This is a genomic window from Streptomyces sp. PA03-6a (genome assembly GCF_033792765.1).
Lineage (GTDB): Bacteria > Actinomycetota > Actinomycetes > Streptomycetales > Streptomycetaceae > Actinacidiphila.
On record NZ_JARAVK010000025.1, the window covers coordinates 12,738 to 37,714 of the forward strand.

Annotated in this window: 16 protein-coding genes; 6 read left to right on the forward strand and 10 right to left on the reverse strand. The window is 74.7% G+C overall.

Features of this window, described 5'->3' with window-relative positions; genetic code table 11:
• The first annotated feature begins 199 nt into the window (after positions 1-199).
• The 4 genes from PV350_RS09005 to PV350_RS09020 all read left to right on the forward strand — a co-directional run bounded on the left by PV350_RS09005 (position 200) and on the right by PV350_RS09020 (position 4,935).
• Positions 200-2,104 carry a Na+/H+ antiporter NhaA gene (locus tag PV350_RS09005; RefSeq protein WP_500333321.1) on the forward strand — a complete coding sequence of 635 codons (1,905 nt, stop codon included), beginning with the start codon at positions 200-202 and terminating at the stop codon, positions 2,102-2,104.
• 71 nt (positions 2,105-2,175) lie between these two features.
• Positions 2,176-2,892, forward strand: a complete 717-nt coding sequence (locus PV350_RS09010; RefSeq protein WP_500333322.1) for a HEAT repeat domain-containing protein — start codon at positions 2,176-2,178, stop codon at positions 2,890-2,892.
• A 280-nt stretch (positions 2,893-3,172) separates the two neighbouring features.
• Entirely contained in the window at positions 3,173-3,838 is a 666-nt protein-coding gene (locus PV350_RS09015; protein ID WP_499514378.1) for a response regulator, read from the forward strand.
• Complete coding sequence (locus PV350_RS09020; RefSeq protein ID WP_499514377.1) at positions 3,835-4,935, forward strand: sensor histidine kinase; 1,101 nt, start codon at positions 3,835-3,837, stop codon at positions 4,933-4,935. Before PV350_RS09015 ends, PV350_RS09020 begins: the two co-directional genes overlap by 4 nt.
• Here PV350_RS09020 and PV350_RS09025 read toward each other — a convergent pair.
• The 6 genes from PV350_RS09025 to PV350_RS09050 form a co-directional block, all read right to left on the reverse strand.
• On the reverse strand, positions 4,896-7,685 hold the full coding sequence (locus PV350_RS09025; RefSeq protein WP_500333323.1) for a cation-translocating P-type ATPase: 2,790 nt from the start codon (positions 7,683-7,685) through the stop codon (positions 4,896-4,898). The genes PV350_RS09020 and PV350_RS09025 overlap by 40 nt on opposite strands.
• A 51-nt stretch (positions 7,686-7,736) precedes the next feature.
• Positions 7,737-8,696 (reverse strand): polyphosphate kinase 2 family protein, encoded by a 960-nt coding sequence (locus PV350_RS09030; protein ID WP_500333324.1) that lies wholly within the window; start codon positions 8,694-8,696, stop codon positions 7,737-7,739.
• Positions 8,697-8,757: 61 nt separating this feature from the next.
• Positions 8,758-9,816: an AraC family transcriptional regulator gene (locus tag PV350_RS09035; protein ID WP_500333325.1), complete on the reverse strand. Its 1,059-nt coding sequence runs from the start codon at positions 9,814-9,816 to the stop codon at positions 8,758-8,760.
• Positions 9,817-9,955: 139 nt separating this feature from the next.
• A complete protein-coding gene (locus PV350_RS09040; protein WP_500333326.1) occupies positions 9,956-12,046 on the reverse strand; it encodes a SpoIIE family protein phosphatase in 2,091 nt (696 codons plus the stop codon).
• A gap of 147 nt (positions 12,047-12,193) precedes the next feature.
• Positions 12,194-14,635 carry an ATP-binding SpoIIE family protein phosphatase gene (locus PV350_RS09045; protein ID WP_500333327.1) on the reverse strand — a complete coding sequence of 814 codons (2,442 nt, stop codon included), beginning with the start codon at positions 14,633-14,635 and terminating at the stop codon, positions 12,194-12,196.
• A 100-nt stretch (positions 14,636-14,735) separates the two neighbouring features.
• Positions 14,736-15,911 carry a hypothetical protein gene (locus tag PV350_RS09050; protein ID WP_500333328.1) on the reverse strand — a complete coding sequence of 392 codons (1,176 nt, stop codon included), beginning with the start codon at positions 15,909-15,911 and terminating at the stop codon, positions 14,736-14,738.
• 164 nt (positions 15,912-16,075) lie between these two features.
• Between PV350_RS09050 and PV350_RS09055 the strand changes: the two genes are divergently transcribed.
• Positions 16,076-16,978, forward strand: a complete 903-nt coding sequence (locus tag PV350_RS09055) for a hypothetical protein (RefSeq protein WP_500333329.1) — start codon at positions 16,076-16,078, stop codon at positions 16,976-16,978.
• A gap of 7 nt (positions 16,979-16,985) precedes the next feature.
• On the opposite strand, the gene PV350_RS09060 is transcribed toward PV350_RS09055, so the two are convergent.
• Genes PV350_RS09060 through PV350_RS09075 form a run of 4 tightly spaced genes read right to left on the reverse strand, consistent with a single transcriptional unit; the run spans position 16,986 to position 20,147 of the window.
• Positions 16,986-18,206 carry a PucR family transcriptional regulator gene (locus tag PV350_RS09060; protein WP_500333330.1) on the reverse strand — a complete coding sequence of 407 codons (1,221 nt, stop codon included), beginning with the start codon at positions 18,204-18,206 and terminating at the stop codon, positions 16,986-16,988.
• 48 nt (positions 18,207-18,254) lie between these two features.
• On the reverse strand, positions 18,255-18,563 hold the full coding sequence (locus PV350_RS09065) for an AzlD domain-containing protein (protein ID WP_499514368.1): 309 nt from the start codon (positions 18,561-18,563) through the stop codon (positions 18,255-18,257).
• Positions 18,560-19,288, reverse strand: a complete 729-nt coding sequence (locus tag PV350_RS09070; RefSeq protein WP_499514367.1) for an AzlC family ABC transporter permease — start codon at positions 19,286-19,288, stop codon at positions 18,560-18,562. The genes PV350_RS09065 and PV350_RS09070 overlap by 4 nt, the downstream gene beginning before the upstream one ends.
• A 10-nt stretch (positions 19,289-19,298) precedes the next feature.
• Positions 19,299-20,147, reverse strand: a complete 849-nt coding sequence (locus PV350_RS09075; protein WP_500333331.1) for an AraC family transcriptional regulator — start codon at positions 20,145-20,147, stop codon at positions 19,299-19,301.
• A gap of 112 nt (positions 20,148-20,259) precedes the next feature.
• Between PV350_RS09075 and PV350_RS09080 the strand changes: the two genes are divergently transcribed.
• A complete protein-coding gene (locus PV350_RS09080) occupies positions 20,260-24,969 on the forward strand; it encodes an ATP-dependent helicase (RefSeq protein ID WP_500333332.1) in 4,710 nt (1,569 codons plus the stop codon).
• Positions 24,970-24,977: the final 8 nt, after the last annotated feature.

Below are 24,977 nucleotides of genomic sequence, written 5' to 3' on the forward strand. Positions count from 1 at the left end.
TCCGGCCGTACGGGAAGAAGTCGTCTCCTTGCAGTCTCGAACGTCCGGCGCCGGGGCGCCAACCGCCGGGCCCGCGGCCGCCGGAGCGGTCACCGTGCGTAGGGCGGCCGCGCGCCGCGGAACCGCCGCCCGGGCCCCCGTCCTGACCCGTGGGCCCGTGCGACAGGCCACCGTCGCGGGCTCGTGCCACGATGTGCGGGTGAGCGCGTTCTCGTCACTGCGGGCAACGGGGCAGACTCCGCGCCGCCCCGGCGTGACCACTCCGCGCCTGCGGTTCCTGCGCACCGAGACGGCGGGCGCCGGTTTCCTGCTGGCCGCCACGGTCGCCGCCCTGGCCTGGGCCAACCTGGCGCCGGGCAACTACGAGTCGGTGTGGCACACCCATCTGTCGCTCACGCTGGGCTCACGGGGGGTGTCGCTCGACCTGCGGGAGTGGATCAACAGCGGGCTGATGACGCTGTTCTTCTTCATCGTGGGCCTGGAGGCCCGCCGGGAGTTCGACCTCGGCGAGTTCCGCGAACGGACCCGGATCACCCTGCCGACCATGGCCGGACTCGCCGGGATGCTCGTACCGCTCGCCCTCTACCTCGCCTTCACCCACGGCACCCCGCAAGCGCGCGGCTGGGGCACCGTGATCTCCACCGACACCGCGTTCGCCCTCGGGATGTACGCCCTGCTGGGCCGCAGACTCCCCGCGGCCACCCGGGCGTTCATCCTGACCGCGTCCGTCGTCGACGACTTCATCGCGCTCGCCGTCATCGCGTTCGCGTACACCAGCGGCATCTCGTGGCCCGAACTGTTCGTCGCCATCGGCCTCTTCGCCGTCGGGATCGGGGCGGCCAACTCCATCGTGCGGACCTGCGGCGAGTTCCGCGGCGCCGCCTACGCGCTGACCGGCGTGGCGGTGTGGTTCGCCCTGCTCGGCTCCGGGGTGGACCCGGTCGTGACGGGGCTGGCGCTCGGTCTCATGGCCTGCGACCACCCGGCGCGCGGCGCCGACCTGCGCCGGGCCAGCACGCTCTACCTGCGTTTCAGGGAGCAGCCCACACCCGCACTGGAGCGCAGCGCCCGGCGGGGTCTGGCGCTGTCGGTCTCGCTCAACTCCCGCCTGCAGGAGCTGTTCCGGCCCTGGACCAGCTACCTCATCGTCCCCGCCTTCGCCCTGGCCAACGCCGGCATCACCATCGACGCACGGCAGTTGGCGGCCGCGTTCACCTCCCCCGTCACCCTCGGCATCGTCGTCGCGTACGTGGTGGGCAAACCGCTCGGGATCGTGGGCGCCTCCGCGCTGACCACCCGGCTCAGCCGCGGCCGGCTGCGCCCGGCGGTCGGCTGGGGAGCGGTGACGGCCGGCGGCACCATCTCCGGCATCGGCTTCACCATCGCCCTCCTCATCGCGGACCGCGCGTTCCAGGGCGGACGGCTCGCCGAGGCGAAGATCGGCATCCTCACCGCGGTGGTCCTCTCCTTCCTGCTCACCTGGTGCGTCACGCTCGTCCTGAACCGGCTGCCCCGGGCGGTGCGCCGGCGGGCGCTGCTCGGCAGGTCGCAGCAACTGGAGGACCTGGCCGTCCCCGTGGACCCGGAGCGCGACCACGTCCGCGGCCCGCACGACGCCCTGGTCACCGTCGTCGAGTACGGCGACTTCGAGTGCCCCTACTGCGGCGAGGCGGAGCCCGTCATCCGCGACCTGCTCGCCGACTTCGGCGACGTCCGTTACGTGTGGCGCCACCTGCCGCTCGCCGACGTGCACCCCCACGCCGTCCAGGCCGCCCGCGCCACGGAGGCCGCCGCCGAGCAGGACCGCTTCTGGGAGATGCACGACCAGATCTTCGCCCACCCCCAGGCGCTCGACTCGCGGGGACTCGAACGGCTGGCCACGGCGATCGGGCTCGACATCGAGCGCTTCCGGCGCGACGTGGAGACCCGCTCCGTCGCGGTCCGGGTCGCCGAGGACGCCGAGTCCGCGGACCTGAGCAATGTGTCGGGGACCCCGACGTTCTTCATCAACGGCCGCCGCCACTACCGCGCGTACGACATCGAGAGCCTCTCGGCCGGGGTCCGCGGCGCGCTGGAGCGCGCGAAGACGGCCCTCCACCACTGACGCCCCGCAGGCACTGTCGTACCGCGCCCGTAGGCTCCCGGTACCGCAGCACGGACCGGGAGGGACGCCCCGTGGACGAGACGGTGGTCGCCGACCTCGAGGTCCTCGCCACCGGACTGGCGGACCCCGACGCGGACCTCGACGCCCTCCACGTGCTGGAGGCGCGGGTGCTCGCCGCCCGTGACGCGGCCCTCGTCCCGGCGCTGGAGGCCCACCTCGCGGCCGCGGTGGAGGCGCGGGGCTGGTACGCACGCGCCGTACTCGCCGGGATCCTCGTGCACACGGCGGGCCGCGCCTCGCTGCCCGCGCTGCTGCGCGCCCACGCCCGGGACCTCGGGGACGACCAGGACTCCCTCACGGCCCAGCTGACCCACCTCGCCGAGGAGGACCCCGCCTCCGCCCGCGCACTGCTGCTCCCCTGGACCCTCGATCCGGACCCGCAACTGCGGCGGACGGCGTTCTGGCTGCTCGGCTACGTGCGGCACGCGTCCGACGTCGAACGGCTCGCGCGGGCCGCCGGGGACCCGGACGAGGGCGTCCGCCGCGCGGTGGCGGGGGCGCTGACCGGGCATTGCGGGACCGATCCGCGGGCCGCCGACGTCCTGACCGGGCTGCTCTCCGACACATCGCCGGGCGTGCGGATCTCGGCGCTGAGCAGCCTCGGTTCCGCACGGTGCCCGCAGACCCTGCCGGCGATCCGCGGGCTCGCGGACGACCCCGACGTCAGGGTCCGTTCCTGGGTGCCCGTCGCACTCGCCCGTTTCCCCGCCCGGGACGACGCCGGTTGATCGGCCGGGCCGGAGGGCCGGGGCGGTGCACGGGGGACACGAACCTGCCGGGCACCGCCGGACCGCGCGCGCCGTGGCCCGCGGCGCACCCGGTGTTACGTTGGTCAGTGCTCCAGGGTTGTGGAAACCGCCCGCGGCACCCCGTCGGGCAGTCGTCCGGAACCGCACCCGCCCCCGCCCGGCGCTCCCCGTCACCTGGGCGGACGCGGCCCGGTGCCCTGCCGGACGGCGCGCGGCGTGGTAGGAATCGGGCAGGGGTCCGGTGGTGAGTGGAGCACACGTGATCCGGGTATTGGTGGTCGACGACGAGGCCCTGATCCGTACGGGCTTCCAGCGCATCCTCGACGCGGCGGACGACATCGAGGTCGTGGGTGCCGTGCCCGGCGGGCAGGCGATCCGTACGGCGCAGGACGCCCAGCCCGACGTCGTCCTGCTGGACATCAGGATGCCCGACGTGGACGGCCTCACCGTCCTGGCCGGGCTCCGGCGGCTGCCGCAGCCTCCGGTGGTGGCGATGCTGACGACCTTCGACATGGACGAGTACGTGACCACGGCGCTCCGCTCGGGCGCGGCCGGTTTCCTGCTGAAGGACACCGACCCTGAGGAACTGCCCTTCCTGGTGCGGACCCTGGCCGACGGCGGTGCCGTGCTGTCGTCCAAGGTCACCCGGACGGTCGTGGACGGCTACCTGGGCGCCGGCCCGCAGGAGTCGGCGGCCCGTGGCGTGGCCCGGCTGACCGAGCGCGAGCGCGCCGTCCTGCTCCTGGTCGCCGAGGGCCTGTCGAACGCGGACATCGCCGGGCGGATGCACCTGGGGACGGGCACGGTGAAGGATCATGTGAGCGCCATCCTGACCAAGCTGCAGGTGGGCAGCCGGGTGCAGGCCGCGCTGCTCGCGGAGCGCGCGGGGCTGCTCAAGCGACCGCAGGACGGTGAGGGCGGATGAGGTTCCGGCGTCCGGCGCCCGTGGTGGTGGACCTCGTCGTCGTCGCGGTCGCGCTGTTCGACATCTGGGTCAACGTCGACCCCGAGGAGCCGGTGCGCCTCGGGTGCGCCCTGGGCGGCGCCGTCGCCCTGATGCTGCGCCGGCGTCTGCCGCTGGTCACCTTCGTGCTGGCGCTGCCCGCCGTGCTGGTCTCGGACGCGGCCTTCGCCACGCTGGCCGCGCTCTACACCCTCGCCTCGCTCTCCCAGCGCCGGTGGCTGCTGGCCGGCTGCGCGCTGGCCTTCACGATCGCCGACATGGCGCCGTGGCCCGCGCCGAAGTTCGACCTGTCCGAGCCCTCGACCCTGATCACCCTGAGCTACACCGCGGCGACGGCCGCCGCACCGGTCTTCCTGGGCCAGCTCGTGCAGGCCCGGCGGGACCTGTCGCTGCGGCTCACCGAGATCTCGGAGGCCCGTGACCACGAGCGGCTGCTTACCGCGCAGACCGTACTGGCCAAGGAGCGCGCCCAGCTCGCCCGGGAGATGCACGACGTGGTCTCCCACCAGGTCAGCCTGATCGCCGTACGGGCCGGGGCGCTCCAGGTCGGCACGCAGGACGCCGAGGTCAAGGAGGCCGCGGCGACGATCCGGCGGCTGAGCGTGCAGACGCTGGACGAGCTGCGGCACATGGTGAGCGTGCTGCGCGCCGCCGGCGGCCGGCCGACGGAGCTGACCCCGCAGCCCTCCCTCGCGGACCTGGAACGGCTGGTGAGCGGCAGCGGCATCGAGGCCGAGCTGCAGCCGGACCTGCCGGACGGGCTGCCGCCGACGGTGCAGCGCGCGGTGTACCGCACCGTCCAGGAGGCGCTGACCAATGTGCGCAAGCACGCGCCCGGGGCCTCCGCACGGGTCCGGATCCACCGCCAGGGCGGCACCGTCCGGGTCACGGTCACCAACACCGCCCCCACCCGGCCCGCGCTCCCCCTGCCCAGCGCCCACTACGGCCTCGTGGGCCTGCGGCAACGCGCCGCGCTGCTCGGCGGCACCGTCACCTCGGGCCCGACGGCCGACGGCGGCTACGAGCTCAGGTTGGAACTGCCCGCCGCGGGCACCTGAAGCGGCGCCGCCCGGCCCCGCTCCGCGGCCGCCGCCTGCACCCGGCGTGCCAGGAGCTTGCCGAGCTCCCACAGGAGCAGCAGGACGACGGCGGACAGCAGGGCCCAGCCGAACTGCCGCAGGTTGATCCCGGTGGTGCCCAGGATGCGCCGGAAGCCGTCCATCTGGGTCACCAGGACGGCGAGGACGAACTCGCCCAGGGCCGCCCAGTTCATCTGCTTGCTGTCGAAGGTGGTGGTCGTGAGGACGGAGGCGGTTTCGCTGCGGCACTCGAACGCGGCCACGATCAGGCAGAGCGCGAAGGCGGTGAAGGCCATCGAGTTGCCGACGGCGGCGCTGTGGAAGTGGCTCTCCCCCACCTTGATCAGGGCCAGCAGGATGACGGTGACCGCCAGCCCGCTCAGCCCCACGGTGATCAGCACGGGCCTGGTGAGCACGGACTGCCCGCGGGGCCGGGGCGTGCGGCGCATCAGGCCGGGGCTCTCCCGGTCGAAGCCGAGGGCGAAGCCGAAGGGGGCGTTGACGACGAAGTGCACCCACAGGACCTGGGCGGGGGTGAAGGGTTCACCGGCGGCGATGTTGAGCAGGGTCGCGCCGAGGAAGGTCAGGACGAAGGTGACCAGCAGCAGGAGGACGAAGCGGATGTACTTGGTGAGGTTGTCGTAGAGCTTCCTGCCCTCCTCCACGGCGTGGATGATCGTGGCGAAGTTGTCGTCGGACAGGATCATGCGGCCGGCGTTCTTGGCGACGTCGGTGCCGCTGCCCATGGCGATGCCGATGTCCGAGGCCTTGATGGCGGGGGCGTCGTTGACGCCGTCGCCGGTCATCGCCACCACCTCGCCCTTCTTCTTGAGGGTGTCGGCGAGCAGGACCTTGTGCTCGGGGGCGACCCGTCCGACCACGCCGATGCCGTCGATGCGGGCGAGCCGTTCCTCCTCCGGCAGCGCGGCGAAGTCCGCGCCGAGCATCGCCTCGCCGGGGATGCCGAGCTGCCGCGCGATGGCGGCGCCGGTGGTGACGTCGTCGCCGGTGACCATGCGGACCCTGATGTGGGCGGCCTGGGCGTCCGCCACCGCGTCCCGGGACTCGTCGCGGGGCGGGTCGATCATGCCGACGAGGCTGGTCATCCGCAGGTCGGTGACGAGGGCGAGGAGGTCGCCGGCCGGGTCGAAGCCTGCGGGGTCCAGATCGCGGGTGGCGGCGGCCATGACGCGGCGTCCCTCGCCGCCCATCCGCTCGGTGGCCCCCTGGGCGCGCCGGCTGAGGTCGTCGTCCCAGGGGACGGTCGTACCGGCGGACAGCGCGGTCGCGGCCCGTGCCATCACGGCCGGCGCCGCGCCCTTGACGAAGCACCGTACGACCGGCCGGCCCGAGACGTCGGTGGCCGAGTGGAAGGTGGCCATCAGCTTGTAGCCGGGGTCGAACGGCAGGGTGGCCAGCCGGGGCAGCCGTTCGCGGGTGGCCTCGATGTCCAGCCCGGCCTTGTGGCCGAGGACGAGCAGCGCGCCCTCGGTGGGGTCGCCGACCACCGTGCCGTCCACCAGCTTGGCGTCGCTGGCCAGCACGTACGGCAGGATCGCGTCCTCGATGCCCGCGGAGGAGCCCGCGGCGTGGTGGATCCTGCCCTCCAGGCCGTAGCCGGTGCCGGAGACGGTGTAGCGGTCGGTGGGGCTGACCACCTCGACGGCGGTCATCTGGTTCATCGTCAGGGTGCCGGTCTTGTCGGAGTTGATGGCGGAGGTGAAGCCGAGGGTCTCGACCGAGGGCAGTTCCTTCACGATCGCGTTGCGCCGGGCGAGGTTGAGGCTGCCGACCGAGAGGATCACCTGGGTCACCGTGGGCAGCGCCTCGGGGATCGCGGCGATGGCCAGGGACACCGCGCTGACGAACAGCGCGTCCCACTCCTGGCCACGGGCACGGCCGAGGGCGAACATCACGACCATCGTCAGGCCCGCGGCCGCGGCGATCCACAGGGTGAGGTCGTCGAGCTCCTTGGTCAGCGGCGACTGCTCCTTGGCGGTGGCCGACAGCATCCCGGAGATCTTCCCGAGCTCCGTGCCCGAGCCCGTGCCGGTGACGATCAGCACGCCGCTCCCGTGGGTGACGGGGGTGTTCATGAAGGCCATGTTGGTCTGGTCGCCGGGCCCGAGGGGGGTGGCACCCGCGGGCAGGGCGCCGGTGTCCTTGACGGCGGGGACGCTCTCGCCGGTCAGCGCGGACTCGTCGATCTGCAGGGCGTTGGCCCGGACGATCCGCCCGTCGGCCGGCACCTGGTCGCCGGCGGCGATGAGCACGATGTCGCCCGCCACGACGCCCTCGGCCGGGATCTCCGACTCGGTGCCGTCGCGCCGCACCCGCGCGGTCGCCTTCATCATCGACTTCAGGGCGTTCATCGCGCTCTCGGCCTTGCCCTCCTGGCGCAGCCCGACGACCGCGTTGAGGAGTGTCAGCAGGACCAGGAGGATGCCGGTGCTCCACTGGGAGATCAGGAACGAGACCACGGCCGCGGCGACCAGGATGATCTGCATGTAGCTGCGGTACTGGTCGAGGAAGCGCCGCCACGCCGGCGGCGGTTTCTCCTCGGGCAGCGCGTTCGGGCCGTGCGCGGCCAGCAGTTCGGTCACCCGCGCCGTCGGCAGGCCGGCGTCCGGGTCGACCTCGAACGCCATGGCGACGTCCTGCGGGGACCGCGCGTACCAGCCCTCCGGTGACGCGGGCCGTTCCCCCTCCGGGTGGGGCTGCACCGTCATCGTCCTGCCTCCGATCCGGTCGCTGCGTCCGGCGGTCCGTCGGCCCCGGGGCTAGGGGCGCCGCGCGTCCTTCGTCCGCCGCCGGGCCGCGTACGGGTCGGCCGGCGCCCCTTGCGGGGCCTCGGCCTCCAACTCCCGCCGGGCGGCGAGCAGGTCGCGCCGGGCGTCCTCGCCGACCGTGGGGTACCGGGGGTCGATCTCCATCAGCGTGTGGGCGAGCACCGCCGCGGCGCAGATCCGCGCGAACCACTTCCGGTCCGCCGGGACGACGTACCAGGGGGCGTGCTTGGTGCTCGTCGCCGACAGCATCTCGGAGAAGGCCTTCTGGTACTCGTCCCAGTGGCGGCGCTCCCGCACGTCGGCGGCGGAGAACTTCCAGTTCTTCTCGGGGAGGTCGATCCGCTTCAGGAAGCGGGCGCGCTGCTCCTCCTTGGAGAGGTTGAGGAAGACCTTGACGACCTTGAAGCCGTTGTCGGTCAGGTAGCGCTCCCAGTTGTTGATCTCCCGGTAGCGGCGCTCCCAGATGCCCGCGCCCTTGGGCTGCTCCGGCAGCTTCTGCCGCTGGAGGACCTCGTGGTGCACCCGGACGACGAGGACCTCCTCGTAGTGGGAGCGGTTGAAGATCGCGATCTCGCCCCGCGTGGGCAGCCGCTGCGCGTAGCGCCACAGGTAGTCGTGGTCGAGCTCCTCCGCGGAGGGCACCTTGAAGCTGCTGACCCGCACGCCCTGCGGGTTCACCCCGCTCATGACGTGACGGATGGTGCCGTCCTTGCCCCCGGCGTCGAGTGCCTGGAGGCAGAGCAGCACCCCGTAGGTGTCCTGGGCGGCCAGCCGCGCCTGGTACTCGGCCAGCAGCGACACGCCCGTGCTGAGCAGTCCGACGCCGTCCCGCTTCTTCAGGCTGCCCTTGTACCGGGGGTCGAAGTCCCTGGCCAGGTCCACGGTGGATCCGGGCTTCACACGCAGCGGCTCGATGAACGCGGCTATGCGCCTGGCCTGAATGTCCGCCATCGCCGTCCGGCCTTTCTACGAGCGGGGATACCCGCCACGGTCCGCCGCCCCGGACGGTGCGTCAAACGGACCGGGTCCGTTCGCCTGAACGGGCGGCGCCGGCCACGGACCGGATCGGCGGCCGGTCCTGCCCGCACCTGCGCCACTCCCGCGGGCTGCAGCCGAACCGGTCGTGGAACCAGCGGGAGAACGCGCTGAGCGACGAGAAGCCCAGCAGCCGGGAGACCTCCGTGAGCGACCGGCACGGGCCGGCCACGAACTGCCGCGCCAGGTCCATGCGGGTGGCGTTGAGCAGCGAGGAGAACGTCTCACCCGAACGGGCCAGGTGCCGGTGGAGGGTGCGCCGGTCGACGCCGAGGCTGCGGGCGACCTGCTCGATCGAGCAGCGGCCGGAGGGCAGCAGCACCTCGATCAGTTCCCGCACCCGGTCCACGACGGTGGCGTCCCGGGGACCCGCGAGCACCTGCGGCTGCCCGCCCGCGTACCCGGGCGGGCGGTCGGCGGTGGCGTTGCGGGCGTCGAGGTCGTCGGCCCGCAAGAGGATGCCGTCGAACGCCCGGTCGAACTCCACGACCGGGCCGAACAGCCGCCGGCAGGTCACCGTGTCCGCCGGTGCGGGGTGGGCGAACCACACCGAGAGCGGCTGCCAGTGGGGGTGCAGCACCTCGCGCAGGGTCCGGTGGTAGGCGGCGACGGCCAGTTCCGTGGCCTGCCGGGCCTCCATCGGCACGCCGAGCCGTACGCCCACCTTGAGGGTGGCGAGTCCGTCCGCCTCGGACAGCCGGGCGTCCAGCACCTCGTTGTACACGCGCTGGTGCCGGATCAGGACGCCGAGCACACCGCGGACGTCGGGCTCCTGACGGACGACCAGGCCGATGGGGCCGAGGTCGCGGAAGCGGCGGAACTCCGCGAGGAGCAGCCCGAAGTGCTCGTGCCCGGAGGCCTCCGCCGAGAGCTCCAGCACCTGGGCCACGGCCGCGCCGGAGATCCACCGCTCCGGGAGGGCGAGCGTCGCGACGTCCAGGCCCACGCGCCTCATCAGCGTCCGCGGGTCGATGCCGAGGGAGCGGCTCAGCTCGGCGTATCCGCTGAGCGCGGCGGTACGGACCAGGGGCCGCAACGGCGCGCACCCCCTCTCCGTCCGGGAATGACGAGCCCGCCGTCACGCCGGGCCGGGCACGCGGCGGAGTCGGCAACCCAGCACGGCACCAGGTGCCCGGCCCGGCCTTCGTGGACCTCGCCGCCGGCGGGCGGGCCGGTCAGCCCGCAGGGGCCGGGAGGGCCTGCTCGGTCCAGATCGTCTTGCCGTCCTCCGCGTACCGCGTGCCCCACAGGTCGGCGAGCTGGGCGACGATGAACAGCCCGCGGCCGCCCTCGTCCACGGTGCGCGCGTGCAGCAGGTGCGGGGCGGCGGGGCTGGTGTCCCGGACCTCGCAGGTCAGCATCCGGTCGTTGATGAGGCGCAACCGCATCGGGGGGCTCCCGTAGCGGATGGCGTTGGTGACCAGTTCGCTGACGATCAGCTCGGCGTTGAACACGGTGTCCTCGTCCGCTCCCCACTCGGCGAGCCGGTCGCGGACCAGGGCCCGCGCGGTGGCGACCGCACTGCGGTCGTCCGCGAGCGGCCAGGCGGCGACGCGGTCCTGCGGGAAGGGGCGTGTGCGGGCCAGCAGGAGCATCGGCACACCCCGGTCGACGCCCCCGGGAAGCGTGTACATGATCTCGTCGCAGAGGTCCTGGAGCGGACGGTCCCACCCCGGCCGGCCGCCCTTGAGCGGTGTGGAACCGCCCGCCAGGTGCAGGGACAGCACCGGCGAGCTGGTGAAGGCCAGGACACTGCCCTCCGGGATGTCGAGCTCGGCGGCGGCGAAGGGCGTCCCCCCTGCGGTGCCCAGCCGCGGCCCGTCCGGGATCTCCGGGATCTGCGCACTGCCGTCCGGCGCTACGATCACCGGCGCGAGATGACCGGCGCGGGCCATCGTGCATCGGCGGGTCAGCGGGTCGTACACGGCGTACATGCAGGCGGCGGTGAGGGCCTCCCGGTGCAGCGGGTCGGCGGGCGGCAGTGAGGCGCGCTCGGCCGCCAGGTGCGTCGTGATGTCGTTGAGCCGGGCCAGCAGTTCGTCGGGCCCCAGGTCGAACGCGCTCAGCGAGCGGATGACGGTACGCAACTGGCCCATGCCGGCGGTGGCGTGGATGCCCTGTCCCGCCACGTCCCCGACGACCAGCGCGGTGCGGGCGCTGGACAGCGGGATCGTGTCGTACCAGGACCCCGCCGCGCTCTCCCTCGCCGCCGACAGGTAGGCGGTCTCCAGCGCGGTGTGCGACACGGGGCGACGGGGCAGCAGCTGCCGCCGCACCGTGGCGGCGACGCTGTGCTCCCGGGTGTAGCGGCGGGCGTTGTCGATGCACAGGGCGGTGTGGTCGGCCAGCTGCAGCGCGATCTCGACGTCGTCCCCCGTGAAGGGCTCCAGCCGTTCCGTGCGGTAGAGGCTGATCAGCCCGAGTACCGCCCCGCGCAGTGTCAGCGGCACCGTGAGCAGCGTCTGCGTCCCCGAGGCACGGATCGCCTCGGCGCGGGCGGGGTCGGTGGCGAGCCACGGCAGCCCGGCGTGCAGCCGCACCACGCGGGGACGCAGGTCGGACAGCGCCTGGGTGTACGGGGTCGGGTCGGGCAGGCTCCGCACGTCGCCCACCGGGTACGCCTGGGGCTGCCCGAGGCCGGCGCTGCTGCCGAACGCGGCCCGCCGCAGCGGGGTCCCCAGGGGGAGCGGCGACAGCGGTGGGTCGTCGCCGCGGACCACGTCGTCGACGACCTCCACCACGACGACGTCGGCGAAGGCGGGCACCACGGCGCCGACGAGTTCCTCGCAGGTCACCACCACGTCCAGGGTGCGGCCCACGCGATCGCGCACCGCGTTGAGGACGCGCATCCGGGCACGCCCCTTCTCCCGCTCGGTCACGTCGACCACGGCGAGCGCGACGCCCAGGACCGTCCCGTCCGGGTCCTCCAGCCGGAAGACGGAGACCGAGTAGGAGTGCGCCTCGCCGTCCCCGGTCAGCGGGTACGTCCGCACGAGGTCCTCGATCAGCGGGACGCCGGTCTCCAGCACCTGGCGCAGGCGCATCTCCACGTCGTCGGGCGATACGACGGGATAGGCGTCGCGGAAGTACCGCCCGAGGAGGTCCTCCGAGCGCACCCCGCGCATGGCAGGGGTGCCCATGTTGACGCGGACCACCCGCAGGTCCGGGTCGAGGACGTGCAGGCCGACCGGCGACTGGGTGAACAGGGCACGCAGGATCGCCGCCTCCGCGTCACCCATGGGAGCGGGCGGGCTGCCGTGCGCCACTGGAACCACCTCCGTCGGCGCCCGCCCGGTGGACACCGGACGGGCCCCGCCTACGGCCGTCCTCCCAGCTTCCGCGCGAACCACCGCAACCGGCGACCCGGGCGGCCCGGATGCCTGACACCGCCCGGACACGCCGCCCCGCCCGCCTCAGGACTCGGACAGCGGCTGCTCCGCCCAGATGGTCTTCCCGCCCGCGGTGTAGCGGCTGCCCCAGCGGCTGGAGAGCTGGGCGATGAGGAACAGCCCGCGGCCGCCCTCGTCGGACAGCCGGGCCCGGCGCAGCCGGGGCTGGGTCTGGCTCGGGTCGGACACCTCGCAGACCAGGGTGTCGTCGCGGATCAGGCGCAGCCCGACGGGGTCGCCGCCGTAGCGGATCGCGTTGGTGACCAGCTCACTGGTGATGAGTTCGGTCGTGAACGCCAGGTGCTTGAGGTCCCACAGCTGCAGCTGGCTCTCCACCGCGGTCCTGGCCCGCGCCACGACGGCGGGATCGGCGGGGAACTCCCAGGTGGCGACGGAGCCGGGTGGCAGGGGGCGCATGCGGGCGACAAGCAGCGTGACGTCGTCGCCGGGCGGTTCGGCGAGGAGTTCGTCGAGGATCGCGCGGCCGGTCTGGGTGGGGGTGCGGGTCCCGCCGGGGTCCGTGGCGAGCACCGAGCACAGACGTGCGAGCCGCTCCTGCGCGGAGCCGTCGGGGTGGGACAGGAGCGGTTCGTTGAAGAACGCGAGCACGCTGCCCGGGGGGACCTCGAAGCCGACCGGCTCGAAGGGCAGGCTGTCCACGCCCAACGCCGGACCGGGCTTGAGGCCGATCACCCGGGCGGGGGCGCCCGGCGCGGCGTACACCGGCGCGGGATGCCCGGCGCTCGCCATCTCGCAGCGGCCCTCGACGGGGTCGTAGACGCAGTACAGGCAGGTGGCGCCGACCGCGCTGCCGCCCGCCGTGCCGTCCTGGTCCTCGCCGTGCGGCGGGGCGACGTCGCCGAGCCTGACGACGAGGTCGTCCATGTGGGCCAGGAGTTCACCGGGCGGCAGGTCGAGGTCGGCCAGGGTCTGCACCGCCGTGCGGAGCCTGCCCATGGTGGCCGCCGCGTTCAGACCGTGGCCGGTGACGTCCCCGCTGACCAGCGCCAGCCGGCTGGAGGACAGCGGGATCACGTCGAACCAGGCGCCGCCGACCGCCTCCGTCGTGCCCGCCGGTACGTAGCTGCCGGCGGTCAGCACCCCGGTGGTCTCGGTGATCGACGGCGGGAGCAGGCTGCGCTGGAGCGCCTCGACGGTACGGTGCTCGCGCGTGTAGCGGCGGGCGTTGTCCAGGCCCAGGGAAGCCCGCGAGGCGAGCTCCTCCGCGAGGCCGGCGTCGCCCAGGCCGTACGGCGGGAGGGCGGCGGTCCTCCACATCACCAGGACGCCGAGCACCAGGCCGCGGGCGATCAGCGGCACGCTCAGGAAGGACGCCGCCGTGTCGGGCAGCAGCAGCCGGCTGCGTTCGAGGTCCCCGGCCAGGCCCTCGCGCCAGGAGGTCAGGTCCGACCTGAAGACGGCGGCGCCACCGCGCAGGTGGTCGCTCTCCAGGCTGCGCAGGCGGAAGCCGGCGCCCCGGGGGTGGATCTCGGGGGGCCACGAGCCGTCGGAGGAGGCCACCGCGACCCTGCGGAAGGGGGCACCGAGCCGGAACTCGCCGGGCTCCTGGCCGATCAGCACGGTGTGGGTGAGGTCCACCGCGGCCAGGTCGGCGAAACGGTGGGAGACGAGAACGTCCACGAGTTCCTGGGCGACCTTGGCGACGTCCAGGCTGCGGCCGATGCCCTCCGCGGCGGCGTGCATCAACTCCATGCGCTGGCGGGCGGCGTACTCCTGGGTGACGTCGGTGAAGATGACGGCGACCCCGACGGGGCGGTCGTTCGCGCCGTGCAGGCGGAAGGCGGAGAAGGACGCCACCCTTTTGACGTCCGGTGTCCCCTGGCGCCGGGCGCTGTGCACCCAGTCGATCAGCGGCTCCCCGGTCTCGGCCACGTGCCTCAGCTGCTCCCGGAGGGCCGCCGCGTCCTTGGGGAGCAGCACGTCCTCGACGGTCCAGTCCGTCGGATCCACGCGGACGCCGGCTTCCGGCGGGAGGTCGATGCCGGAGACGAGGTTGAACCGGGTGGTCTCCAGCGCCATGTCGTGGATCGCGAGGCCGACGTGCCGCTGCTGGAAGAGGGCCCTGAGCAGTGCCTCGTCCTCCTTGCGGCGTTCGGCCACCGCGCGGGGTGTGACGGTCACGACCATCCCCCCGGCCGGCCCGCCGCCCGCGGCCGTCGGCTGCACCCGCAGCCGCACCGGGACCGTGGTGCCGTCGCTGTGCCGCAGCTCGGCGTCGTCCTCCGCTTCGGCGGCGCCCGCCGCGGGGAGGAGTCGTGCCCACACCTCCGGGGCCGTCAGGAGTTCGGCGACCGGGCGTCCGCACACCGCCCCGGGGGGCCGTCCGGTCAGCTCGTGCACCGATCCGGTGCACATGAGGACGTCGCCGTGCCCGTCGACGACGAACAGGGCGCCGCTGCCGTCACGCGGCGAGCCGAGGTTGTCCAGGTCGGTGTGTGTAGTCACCCGGTCGTCCGATGTCGTGGTTCCCCCTCCCATTCAAACCCCCGGGAGCCCGCACGCGCATCGCCACCGGGCCCGGTCGGGCGCCGTCGCCGCCGACGGCTCAGGGCGCGGGGCGGCCGGTGACGTCGACCCGGCCGAACGCCGCGCCGGCGCCCCTCAGGGAGACTTCGCCGGGGGCGAGGCGGTCCACTCCCGGGACGCCGCCGTCCGGGCTGCCGGACAGGAGGGCGGCCAGCTCGGCGGTGGTGACGGGGGTCCCGGGCAGCACGCCGGGCGGGGCGGCGGACGCGGTGACCGTCCACGCGGCGGGCCCGGCGAACACCGACTCCTCCACCCCGCGCAGCCATCTCACCAGGGCACGGCGCGACGAGGACGCGGCCCGCTGGTGCACGACCACCCCGAGCAGCGGCCCGGCCCACCGCGCGAGCCGCTCCGGGGGCCCGGAGGCCGTCACCTCGGGGCCGAAGGGCCGGCCGACCATGAGCAACGGCGTCCCGTGCTCGATCTTCCGCACCTCCGCGCGGAGGTTGCCGTACGGCAGGACGGCCCGGGCGGCACGGCCGGTGAGCGCGGAGAGCGCCGGCCGCGCCCCCCAGGCCGCGTCCAGTTCGCCGAGCCACCGGGCCAGTTCGCCGGCCGTGGTGACCGGCCTGCGTTCGAGGACGGCCGGGTGCAGGAGAAGCCCGGACTCGTGTGCGAGGGTGTCCGGCCGCGTGCGGACGAGCACCCGGTCGTCCGCGGGGCGCAGCCCGGAACCGGCCGGACGCCCGTCGCGTGCCTCCAGGCCGATCAGGACGTCGCCGGCGCGGTGGTACAGGGTGACGGCGAGCGGCTCGGGCAGCGGATGGGCCGACGCCTCCCGGCGCGGGACCGGTACGGGGAGCAGCGGCGACAGCTGGTGCAGCCATGCGGCGAGCGCGGCCGGATCGGCGACCGGGGCCGTGAGGCGTACGGTGCCCGCGCGCTCGCCCGACGGCACGATGCGCAGGGCGTCCGCGCCGGCGCGGTCCTCGACGCGGAGCTCGACCGAGGTCTCCCCCTGCCGGGCACCGCGGTGCGTGGTGGCGCGCAGCGCGTCGGCGCCCTCGGCGGTGAGGAACCGGGCGAGGGCGCCGGTGTCACCGGCCCGGTGGATCACGCTCCCGTAGTCGGGGAAGACCGGACCGCTCCACACGTCGTACCCGGCGACCGTGTCCCCGAGCAGCTTCCGCCGCACACCGTCGAGCCAGTCGGCCAGTTCCCCGGAACCGGCCCGCCACAGCAGTGGATCGTCCACCGTGCCCCCTCCCCCGTGCTTTCCGGCACATTAAGTCCGGGGTGTGCCAGAGCCGTCAACTCCCGGCGGCGGATGACCCGTACTGGGGGGCGCGTGGTCGCACGCCAGGGTGCTCCCTGCGCACTTCTGTGTGCAGAGCGCTTACGGAGGCCTACTGTGCGCACATGTCAGCAACCCCGCTAGAACGCGCCGAGCATTTCGTGTGGCTGACCGCACGCGTGCTCGAGCAGCGCAGGTTCGCGTACCACTTCCGGAACGGCCCGGCGGACGCGGTGGAGACCGCGCTGACCGCCTACCGCAACGGCGACGACGGCTACGGCCACGCCCTCGAGCCCGATCTGCGCGGCACGGTCAGCCAGCCGCTGCACGTGGCCCACGCGCTGCGCGTGCTCGACGAGATCGGCAGGTGCGCCGGCCAGCGCGCCGAGCGGATCTGCCGCTACGTGACGGCCGTGTCGACCCAGGAGGGCGCGCTGCCCGCGCTCCACCCCTCGCTGCGCGGCTTCCCGGTCGCCCCCTGGCTGCCCCTGGTGGACAGCCCGCCGGGCGACCTGCTGGCCACCGGGCCGGTGGTGGGCACGCTGCACCGCAACGAGGTCTGGCACGCCTGGCTGTTCCGGGCCACGGACTTCTGCTGGGAGGCGATCGAGACCCTCGACAAGACCCACCCCGGCGAGGTCGTGGCCGCGATGGCGTTCCTGGACCACGCGCCCGACCGGGCGCGGGCCCGGGCGGCGGCGGCGCGGCTGGGACGGATCGTGCGCGAGCAGCGGCTCGTCGTACTGGACCCCGGGCGGCACCCGGAGGCCGCGCCGCCGCCGGGATCCCCGGACGGCGAACACCGTTTCGCGTACGACTACGCGCGCACGCCGGACTCCCCGGCGCGGGAGTGGTTCACGGACGCGGAGATGGACCGCGCGCTGGACTTCCTGACGGCCGGCCAGCAGGACGACGGCGGCTGGCCCGCGCGCCGGGCCGCGTGGGCCCCCGGGACGCTGCTGGAGTGGCGGCCGCTGGTCACCCTCGACGCGCTGCTCACCCTGCGGGCGTACGGACGCCTCGCCTGAGGACGGCTCACCCGGCGGCGTCGCGCAGCAGCAGCGCGGCCAGTGCCAGGGCCGTGCCGTGCGGCGCGGCGAGGTCGAGCCCGGTGAGTTCGCAGATCCGGGCCAGCCGGTTGTCGACGGTGTTGGGGTGCAGCCCCAACTGCCGCGCGGTGCTGCGGCGTTCCTGCCGGCTGCCCAGGTAGGTCCGCAGCGTCTCGACCAGGTCCTGGCGGCCCGCGATCGGGTCGAGCAGGGCCGCTATGCGGTCGCTGCTCTCGTCGCGCCGTGACAGGTGGTACTCCAGCAGCACGTCGTCGAGCCGGTGCAGCCCCGGCGGCAGCCCTCCGGCGCGCGCCACCCTCAGCACCTCCGTCGCCGTGCGGGCGGCACCGGGGATGTCCTCCGGCCTTGCGGCCGTGACGGCGGCCAGCCGCACGTCCGCGGAGCAGGCGCGGCGCAGCGGTGCGAGCAGCGCGTCGTCGCCGCCCGGCAGCACCGGGTGGCCGGGGACGACGGCGTGGCCGCCGGTGTCGTCGAGCAGGGCCGGCACCTCGGTGCCGAAAGCACGGTCCAGCGCGGCCTGGGCCCGGCGCGGCCTGCGGTGCGCGGCCGCCGGGGGGCGGCCGGCGGCGTCCTCGGGCGGGAAGTGGAGGGCGAGCACGAGGGCGCCGCCCGCCAGGCCCAGCCGCCCGGCGGGGAAACGTTCCGGCGGCAGGGAGCCGTCCAGCAGCGCCCGCACCAGGGCGCGGCGCTCCTCACGGCGTTCGGCGGCGAGCGTGCTCTGCTCGTCCAGGTACGTCTCGGAGACGGCGCCGACGATGCCCTCCTGGATGCCGATGAGGACGTCGGCGAGTTCGGCGAGCGCGGCCTCCTCGCCCGGCCGCGCCACCTCCCGCAGCGCCCGCCACAGCACGGCGGTGCCGCGCAGATGGCCGCGCAGCACCAGGTGCAGGGGCAGCCCCTCCTCGGCCCGCTGGGCGGCGCGTTCCCTGAAGCGGTCGAAGTCGCCCCGCTCCGGCCGCTCGGCGGGAGTGCCGTGGACGACCCGGCGCAGGAAGAGCCGCAGGCCGTGGCGCGCGGTGGCGGCGAGCTCCCCGTCCTTGACGTCCGCGGGCAGTTCGGCATAGCCGGGGAGGTCGGCGAAAGCGCGCGTCGTCGTGGAGCGGGCGATCTCGTTCACCCTGTGCTCGCAGCGCGCCGCGAGGGCGCGGGCCGCGTCGGAGAGGACCGGCAGGGAGTCGACCGCCATCGTCCCACCCTCACTTGCGCATCCGTTGTGACGGGTCACACTAACCCGTCACCCGGTGACGGCCCGCAGCGCTCCGGTCACCACCACCGCGACGGCGACGACCACCAGGAAGGGGGCGCGCAGCAGGAGGGCGACGCCGGCCGCCGCCAGACCCGCGGCGCGCGCGTCGAGCACCAGGCCGCGCCCGTCCCCGAAGGTCTGCAGTGCGGTGAGGGCCGCCAGCAGGGCGATGGGCAGCAGCGCGGCCAGCCGCCGCACGACGGGGCGTTCCAGGAAGCCCGCGGGAACGGACAGGCCCAGGAGTTTCACGGCGTAGCAGCCGAAGGCGGTGACGCCCACGGCGATCCACGTGCTCAACGGTCGGCCTCCTTGTGGCGGGTCACGGCCAGGACGAGCGGTGCGGCCAGCGCCGCGACCAGGACGGGCACCCCGGCGGGGAGCAGTGGCAGGCACACCAGGGCGAGCGGCACGGCGACCGCCGCCGTGGCCCGCTCGCGGCGGTCCCGCAGCATGGGTGCGAGCAGCGCGAGGAATACCGCCGGACCGGCCGCGTCCAGGCCCCAGTCGGCCGGGTCGCCGAGCGCGGCGGCGCCGAACGCGCCCAGGAACGTGGTCAGGTTCCACAGCGCGTAGAGGGTGGCGCCGGTGACCGTGAAACCCAGCCGGGCGCTCGCCCGGTCGGGCTGCGCCAGGGCGACGGCGGACGTCTCGTCGATCACCCACTGCGCCGCGAAGGGGCGCAGTGCGCGCGGGACGCGCAGCAGTTCGGACAGCCGCAGCCCGTAGAAGGCGTTGCGCACCCCGAGGAAGAACGCCCCGGCGGCGGCCGCCAGGGGAGCGCCGCCCGCGCCCAGGGCGCCGACGAGCGCGAACTGCGAGGCGCCGGTGAACACCAGCAGGCTGAGCGCGCAGGTCTGCAACAGGCTCAGCCCGGCCCCGGCCGAGGTCACTCCGAAGGCGAAGCCGGACAGGCCGACGGCGACGCCCACTCCCAGGGCGTCACGGACCACCTCGGAACGCGGCTTCACGGACGACGGTGGGTGCTGCCGGCGCCGGCCGGCTTCCAAGGGTGCTGCGGTCACCTGCCCGACGCTAGGCCGCGCCCTTGGAGCCGTCTTGTACGTTCTTGCGCTCCCGCTGGTACGCGCCCGGCGGCACCCCCACGATCCGCGTGAAGTGGCGGTTCAGATGGGGCTGGTCGGTGAAGCCCACGGCGACCGCGGCCTCGGCCGGTGCCGTCCCGTCGTCCAGCAGCCGCCGCGCGCGCCGGACCCGGGCGTCGGTGAGCCAGGCGTGCGGGGGCATGCCGTACAGGTCGCGGAAGCCGCGCAGCAGCGCGAAGGGACTCGTGCCCAGCCCGGCCGCGAGCTCCGCCAGCGGCGGCGGGTCGGTGAGGCGCGCCTCCAGGATCTGCCGGGCCCGCTCGGCGTTGCGGGCGCCGGCGGTGAGAAGGGCGCGCTCGGGCAGCGTGCCCCCGTGGGCGCGCAGCAGCCGGGCGACGGCCAGCCGCATCATGGTGTCGGCGGCGAGCGCGTTGCCCTGGTCGGCCGCCCGCAGCACCTGGGTGACCAGGTGCACGGCGTACGGGTCCTCTGCGACGGCGACGGTGAAGCCCACCGTCCCGCGGATCGCCGTCGTCTCCGCCGCGACGGAGGCCACGACGTCCGCCCCGGGGTAGAGCACGCTGTACGTCCACCCCTCGGGCACGCCCGCGTGCCCGGTGTGCGCGGTGTCGGGGTTGATCAGCGCCACCGCCCCCGGCCCCGCCCGCTCGATCGTGCCGTGGTGGTGGAAGGCCTCGACTCCCTGGGTGATGCCGGCGATCACGAACGACTCGTGCGTGTGCCGGACGAACGTCTTGCGCACGTACCGCGCCCGCAGGAGATCGACGTCCGGCAAGCCCGGATGCCTCCAGAACCGCGCCCGCTCGTCCGACCCCATCCCCCCATTCTGCGCCGTACCCGCCCTCCTCCCGCCCGCCCTGCCCGGGAAAGACCGCGTACGTGCACGGAGGGGGGGCGGTTTGTCAGTGCGGCGAGGCAGGATGGATGGCATGTCGCGACGGAGCACTGGGGCCACCCCGGAGGAGCGGGATCCGGCGGGGGCCCTCGACGCGTTCGCCCCCGCCACGCGCGCGTGGTTCACGGGGGCCTTCAGCGCGCCCACCGCCGCGCAGGCGGGGGCCTGGCGGGCGATCGCCGGCGGGTCCGACGTGCTCGTGGTGGCCCCCACGGGCTCCGGGAAGACGCTGGCGGCGTTCCTGGCCGCCCTGGACCGGCTGGCGTCGACGCCGCCGCCGGCCGAGGCCAAGCGCCGTTGCCGCGTGCTGTACGTGTCGCCCCTGAAGGCGCTCGCCGTCGACGTGGAGCGCAACCTGCGCAGTCCGCTGACCGGCCTGCGGCACGAGTCCGTGCGGCTGGGGCTGCCGGAGCCCGAGGTGCGGGTGGGCATCCGCTCGGGCGACACCCCGGCCGCCGAGCGGCGCGCGCTCGCCACCCGGCCGCCGGACATCCTGATCACGACCCCCGAGTCGCTGTTCCTGATGCTGACCTCCTCGACCCGGGAGTCGCTGCGCGGTGTCGAGACGGTGATCCTCGACGAGGTGCACGCCGTCGCCGGGACGAAGCGCGGCGCGCACCTGGCGCTGTCGCTGGAGCGGCTGGACGAGCTGCTGGAGCGCCCCGCGCGGCGCATCGGCCTGTCGGCGACGGTCCGCCCGGTGGACGAGGTCGCGCGCTTCCTGTCGCCGCAGCGCAAGGTGTCGGTCGTCCAGCCCCCGTCGCAGAAGGAGTTCGACCTGTCGGTGGTCGTCCCCGTCGAGGACCTGGGCGAGCTCGGCGGCTCCCCCGCCACCGAGGGCGACGACCCCCGGCCCTCGATCTGGCCGCACGTCGAGGAGCGCATCGCCGACCTGGTGCAGGACCACCGCTCCACGATCGTCTTCGCCAACTCGCGCCGCCTGGCCGAGCGGCTGTGCAACCGGCTCAACGAGATCGCCTACGAACGGGCCATGGGCGAGCCCCTGCCCGAGGGCGCACCGCCCGCGGAGATCATGGCGCAGTCCGGCGCGGCGCGCGGGGCGCCGCCGCTGCTGGCCAGGGCGCACCACGGCTCGGTCTCCAAGGAGCAGCGCGCCCTGGTGGAGGAGGACCTCAAGGCCGGGCGGCTGCCGGCCGTCGTCGCCACGTCCAGCCTGGAGCTGGGCATCGACATGGGCGCGGTGGACCTGGTCGTCCAGGTGGAGTCGCCGCCCTCGGTGGCGTCCGGGCTGCAGCGCGTGGGCCGGGCGGGACACCAGGTGGGGGCGGTCTCTACCGGGGTGGTCTTCCCCAAGTACCGCGGCGACCTCGTGCAGTCGGCGGTGGTCACCGAGCGGATGCGGGAGGGCGCGATCGAGGCGTTGCGCATCCCGGCCAACCCGCTGGACGTCCTGGCGCAGCAACTGGTCGCGATGACGGCGCTGGACACATGGGACGTCGACGAACTGCTGGCGGTGGTACGCCGGGCCGCGCCCTTCGCCGCGCTGCCGCACTCGGCGTTCACCGCGGTGCTGGACATGCTGGCCGGGCGCTATCCGTCGGACGCCTTCGCGGAGCTCCGGCCGCGCGTGGTGTGGGACCGGGTGGCGAACACGGTGGCGGCCCGGCCCGGCGCACAGCGCCTGGCGGTGACCTCGGGGGGCACGATCCCCGACCGCGGGCTGTTCGGGGTGTTCCTGGCCGGCGCCGACCCGAAGAAGGGCGGCGGCCGGGTCGGCGAGCTCGACGAGGAGATGGTCTACGAGTCCCGGGTGGGAGACGTCTTCACCCTGGGTACGACCTCCTGGCGTATCGAGGACATCACCCGCGACCGGGTGCTGGTCTCCCCCGCCCCGGGCGTGCCCGGGCGGCTGCCGTTCTGGAAGGGCGACCAGCTCGGCCGTCCGCTCGAGCTGGGCCGCGCCCTCGGTGCGTTCCTGCGCGAGGTCGCGGCCCTGGACCCGCGCAAGGGCCGGGCCCGGCTGGCCGCGGCCGGGCTGGACCCGTGGGCGGTCGACAATGTGCTGGCATACCTGGAGGAGCAGCGCAAGGCCTGCGGCCATGTGCCCGACGACCGCACCATCGTGGTGGAGCGCTTCCGGGACGAGCTGGGCGACTGGCGGGTGGTCGTCCACTCCCCCTTCGGCGCCCAGGTCCACGCCCCCTGGGCGCTCGCGCTGGGTGCCCGGCTCGGTGAGCGGTACGGCTTCGACGCGCAGGTGATGCACGCCGACGACGGCATCGTGCTGCGGCTGCCGGACGCGGATCTGATGGGCCTGGACCTGCTGGACGTGGACCCGGCGCGGCAGGGCACCGAGTACGACGCGGACCAGTCCCCGGTCGGCGCCGCCGACGTCGCCTTCGACAAGGGCGAGGTCGAGCAGCTCGTCACCGACCAGATCGGCGGTTCCGCGCTGTTCGCGTCCCGGTTCCGGGAGTGCGCGGCCCGTGCGCTGCTGCTGCCCCGCCGGGACCCCGGCAAGCGCACGCCGCTGTGGCAGCAGCGCCAGCGGGCCGCCCAACTGCTCCAGGTGGCCTCGGAGTTCGGTTCGTTCCCGATCGTGCTTGAAGCGGTCCGCGAGTGCCTGCAGGACGTCTTCGACGTCCCCGGGCTGGTCGAGCTGATGGGCGACATCGAGTCCCGCAAGGTGCGGCTGGTCGAGGTGACGACGCCCGAACCGTCGCCGTTCGCCAAGTCGCTGCTCTTCGGCTACGTGGCGCAGTTCCTCTACGAGGGCGACTCGCCGCTGGCCGAGCGGCGCGCCGCGGCGCTCTCGCTGGACTCCCGGCTGCTGGCGGAGCTGCTGGGCCAGGCCGAGCTGCGCGAGCTGCTCGACGCCGACGTGATGGTGGAACTGGAGCAAGAGCTGCAGTGGCTCACCGAGGACCGGCGGATCAAGGGCCCCGAGGGGGTCGCCGACGTGCTGCGGCTGCTGGGCCCGCTGGACGACGCCGAGCTGGCCGCGCGCGGCGCGGAAGCGGGCTGGGCGGCCGGGCTGGAGGGCGCGCGCCGGGCGATCCGGGTCCGCGTCGCGGGCGTGGACCGCTGGGCCGCCGTGGAGGACGCCGGGCGGCTGCGGGACGCCCTGGGCACCGCCCTGCCGGTCGGTGTGCCGGAGGCCTTCACCGAGCCCGTCAAGGACCCGCTGGCGGATCTGCTGGCCCGCTACGCCCGTACGCACGGGCCGTTCACCTCGGCCGAGGCCGCCCAGCGCTTCGGCCTGGGCACCGCCGTCGCCGACGGCACCCTGCACCGGCTCGCCGCGTCCGGCCGGGTCGTGCAGGGCGAGTTCAGGCCCGGCGGCGCGGGCCACGAGTGGTGCGACGCCGGTGTGCTGCGGCGGCTGCGGCGGCGCTCGCTGGCGGCGCTGCGGCACGAACTGGAACCCGTGCCGCCGGCCACGCTGGCCACCTTCCTGCCGCAGTGGCAGCACGTGGGCACGCACGGCCTGCGCGGCCTCGACGGCCTGGTGCGGGCCGTCGAGCAGTTGCAGGGCGCCGCCGTCCCCGCCTCGGCCCTGGAGAAGCTGGTCCTGCCCGCCCGAGTGACGGACTACACCCCGGCGATGCTCGACGAGCTGACGTCGGCGGGCGAGATCGTGTGGGCGGGGGCCGGCGCCCTGCAGGGCAAGGACGGCTGGCTGTCGCTGTACCTCGCCGACACCGCGCCCCTGTTGCTGCCGCAGCCCCAGCCGCTGGAGCTCTCCCCGGTGCACCACGCGGTCCTGGACGGGCTCTCGGGCGGCTACGGACTGTTCTTCCGGCAGATCTCCGAACAGGTCCGCGCCGCCGGGCACGAGCTGTCCGATCCGGAACTGGCCGAGGTGGTCTGGGAGCTGGCCTGGTCGGGCCGGCTGACCAACGACACGCTCGCGCCGCTGCGCGCCCTGCTCGGCTCCGGCCGTACGGCGGGCTCCACCGCGCACCGGGCGCCGCGCGCGGTGCCCCGCGGCCGCTACGGCGCCTTCACGGCCCGCACCGGCCGGCCCGCGCCCCGGGTGACGGCGTCACGGGGCGGGCCGCCGACGACGGCGGGCCGCTGGTCCCTGGTACCGGAGGCGGAGCCCGACGCGACGCACCGGGCGCACGCCCTCACCCACGCGCTGCTGGACCGGCACGGCGTGGTCACCCGGGGGGCGGTGGCCGCCGAGGGTGTGGAGGGCGGCTTCTCCGCCGCGTACCGCGTCCTGTCGGCCTTCGAGGAGACCGGCCAGGCGCGCCGCGGCTACGTCGTGGAGGGGCTGGGCGCGGCCCAGTTCGCCATGGACGGCGCGGTGGACCGACTGCGGGCCATCAGCAACGCCCGGGACCGCGAGGACGCCCGGCACGACAAGGCCCGCACCGTGGTGCTGGCCGCGGCCGACCCGGCCAACGCCTATGGCGCCGCCCTGCCCTGGCCCGAGCAGCCCGCCGGGGTGACCCACCGGCCGGGGCGCAAGGCGGGGGCCCTGGTCGTCCTGGTCGACGGCGAGCTCACGCTGTACGTGGAGCGCGGCGGCAAGACCCTGCTGGCCTGGCCCGGCACCTCCGCGGCGGAGGGCGACGGCCGGGGCGGCGGCAGTGCGGACGAGGAGCGGTTGCAGGCGGCCGCCGACGCGCTCGCCCTGGCCGTGCGTGACGGTGCGCTCGGCCGGCTCACGGTGGAACGCACGAACGGCGAGTCCGCCCTCACCTCGGTGCTCGGCCGGGCCCTGGAGGCGGCCGGCTTCCATGCGACACCCCGCGGCCTGCGGCTGCGGGCCTGAACGGGAAC

What these genes read in the sequence shown, in the direction of transcription:
- PV350_RS09020 (WP_499514377.1), top strand. Translation starts at nt 3,835, where the DNA reads ATGAGGTTCCGGCGTCCGGCGCCCGTGGTGGTGGACCTCGTCGTCGTC.
- PV350_RS09025 (WP_500333323.1), bottom strand. Translation starts at nt 7,685, where the DNA reads ATGACGGTGCAGCCCCACCCGGAGGGGGAACGGCCCGCGTCACCGGAG.
- PV350_RS09030 (WP_500333324.1), bottom strand. Translation starts at nt 8,696, where the DNA reads ATGGCGGACATTCAGGCCAGGCGCATAGCCGCGTTCATCGAGCCGCTG.
- PV350_RS09055 (WP_500333329.1), top strand. Translation starts at nt 16,076, where the DNA reads ATGTCAGCAACCCCGCTAGAACGCGCCGAGCATTTCGTGTGGCTGACC.
- PV350_RS09060 (WP_500333330.1), bottom strand. Translation starts at nt 18,206, where the DNA reads ATGGCGGTCGACTCCCTGCCGGTCCTCTCCGACGCGGCCCGCGCCCTC.
- PV350_RS09075 (WP_500333331.1), bottom strand. Translation starts at nt 20,147, where the DNA reads ATGGGGTCGGACGAGCGGGCGCGGTTCTGGAGGCATCCGGGCTTGCCG.
- PV350_RS09080 (WP_500333332.1), top strand. Translation starts at nt 20,260, where the DNA reads ATGTCGCGACGGAGCACTGGGGCCACCCCGGAGGAGCGGGATCCGGCG.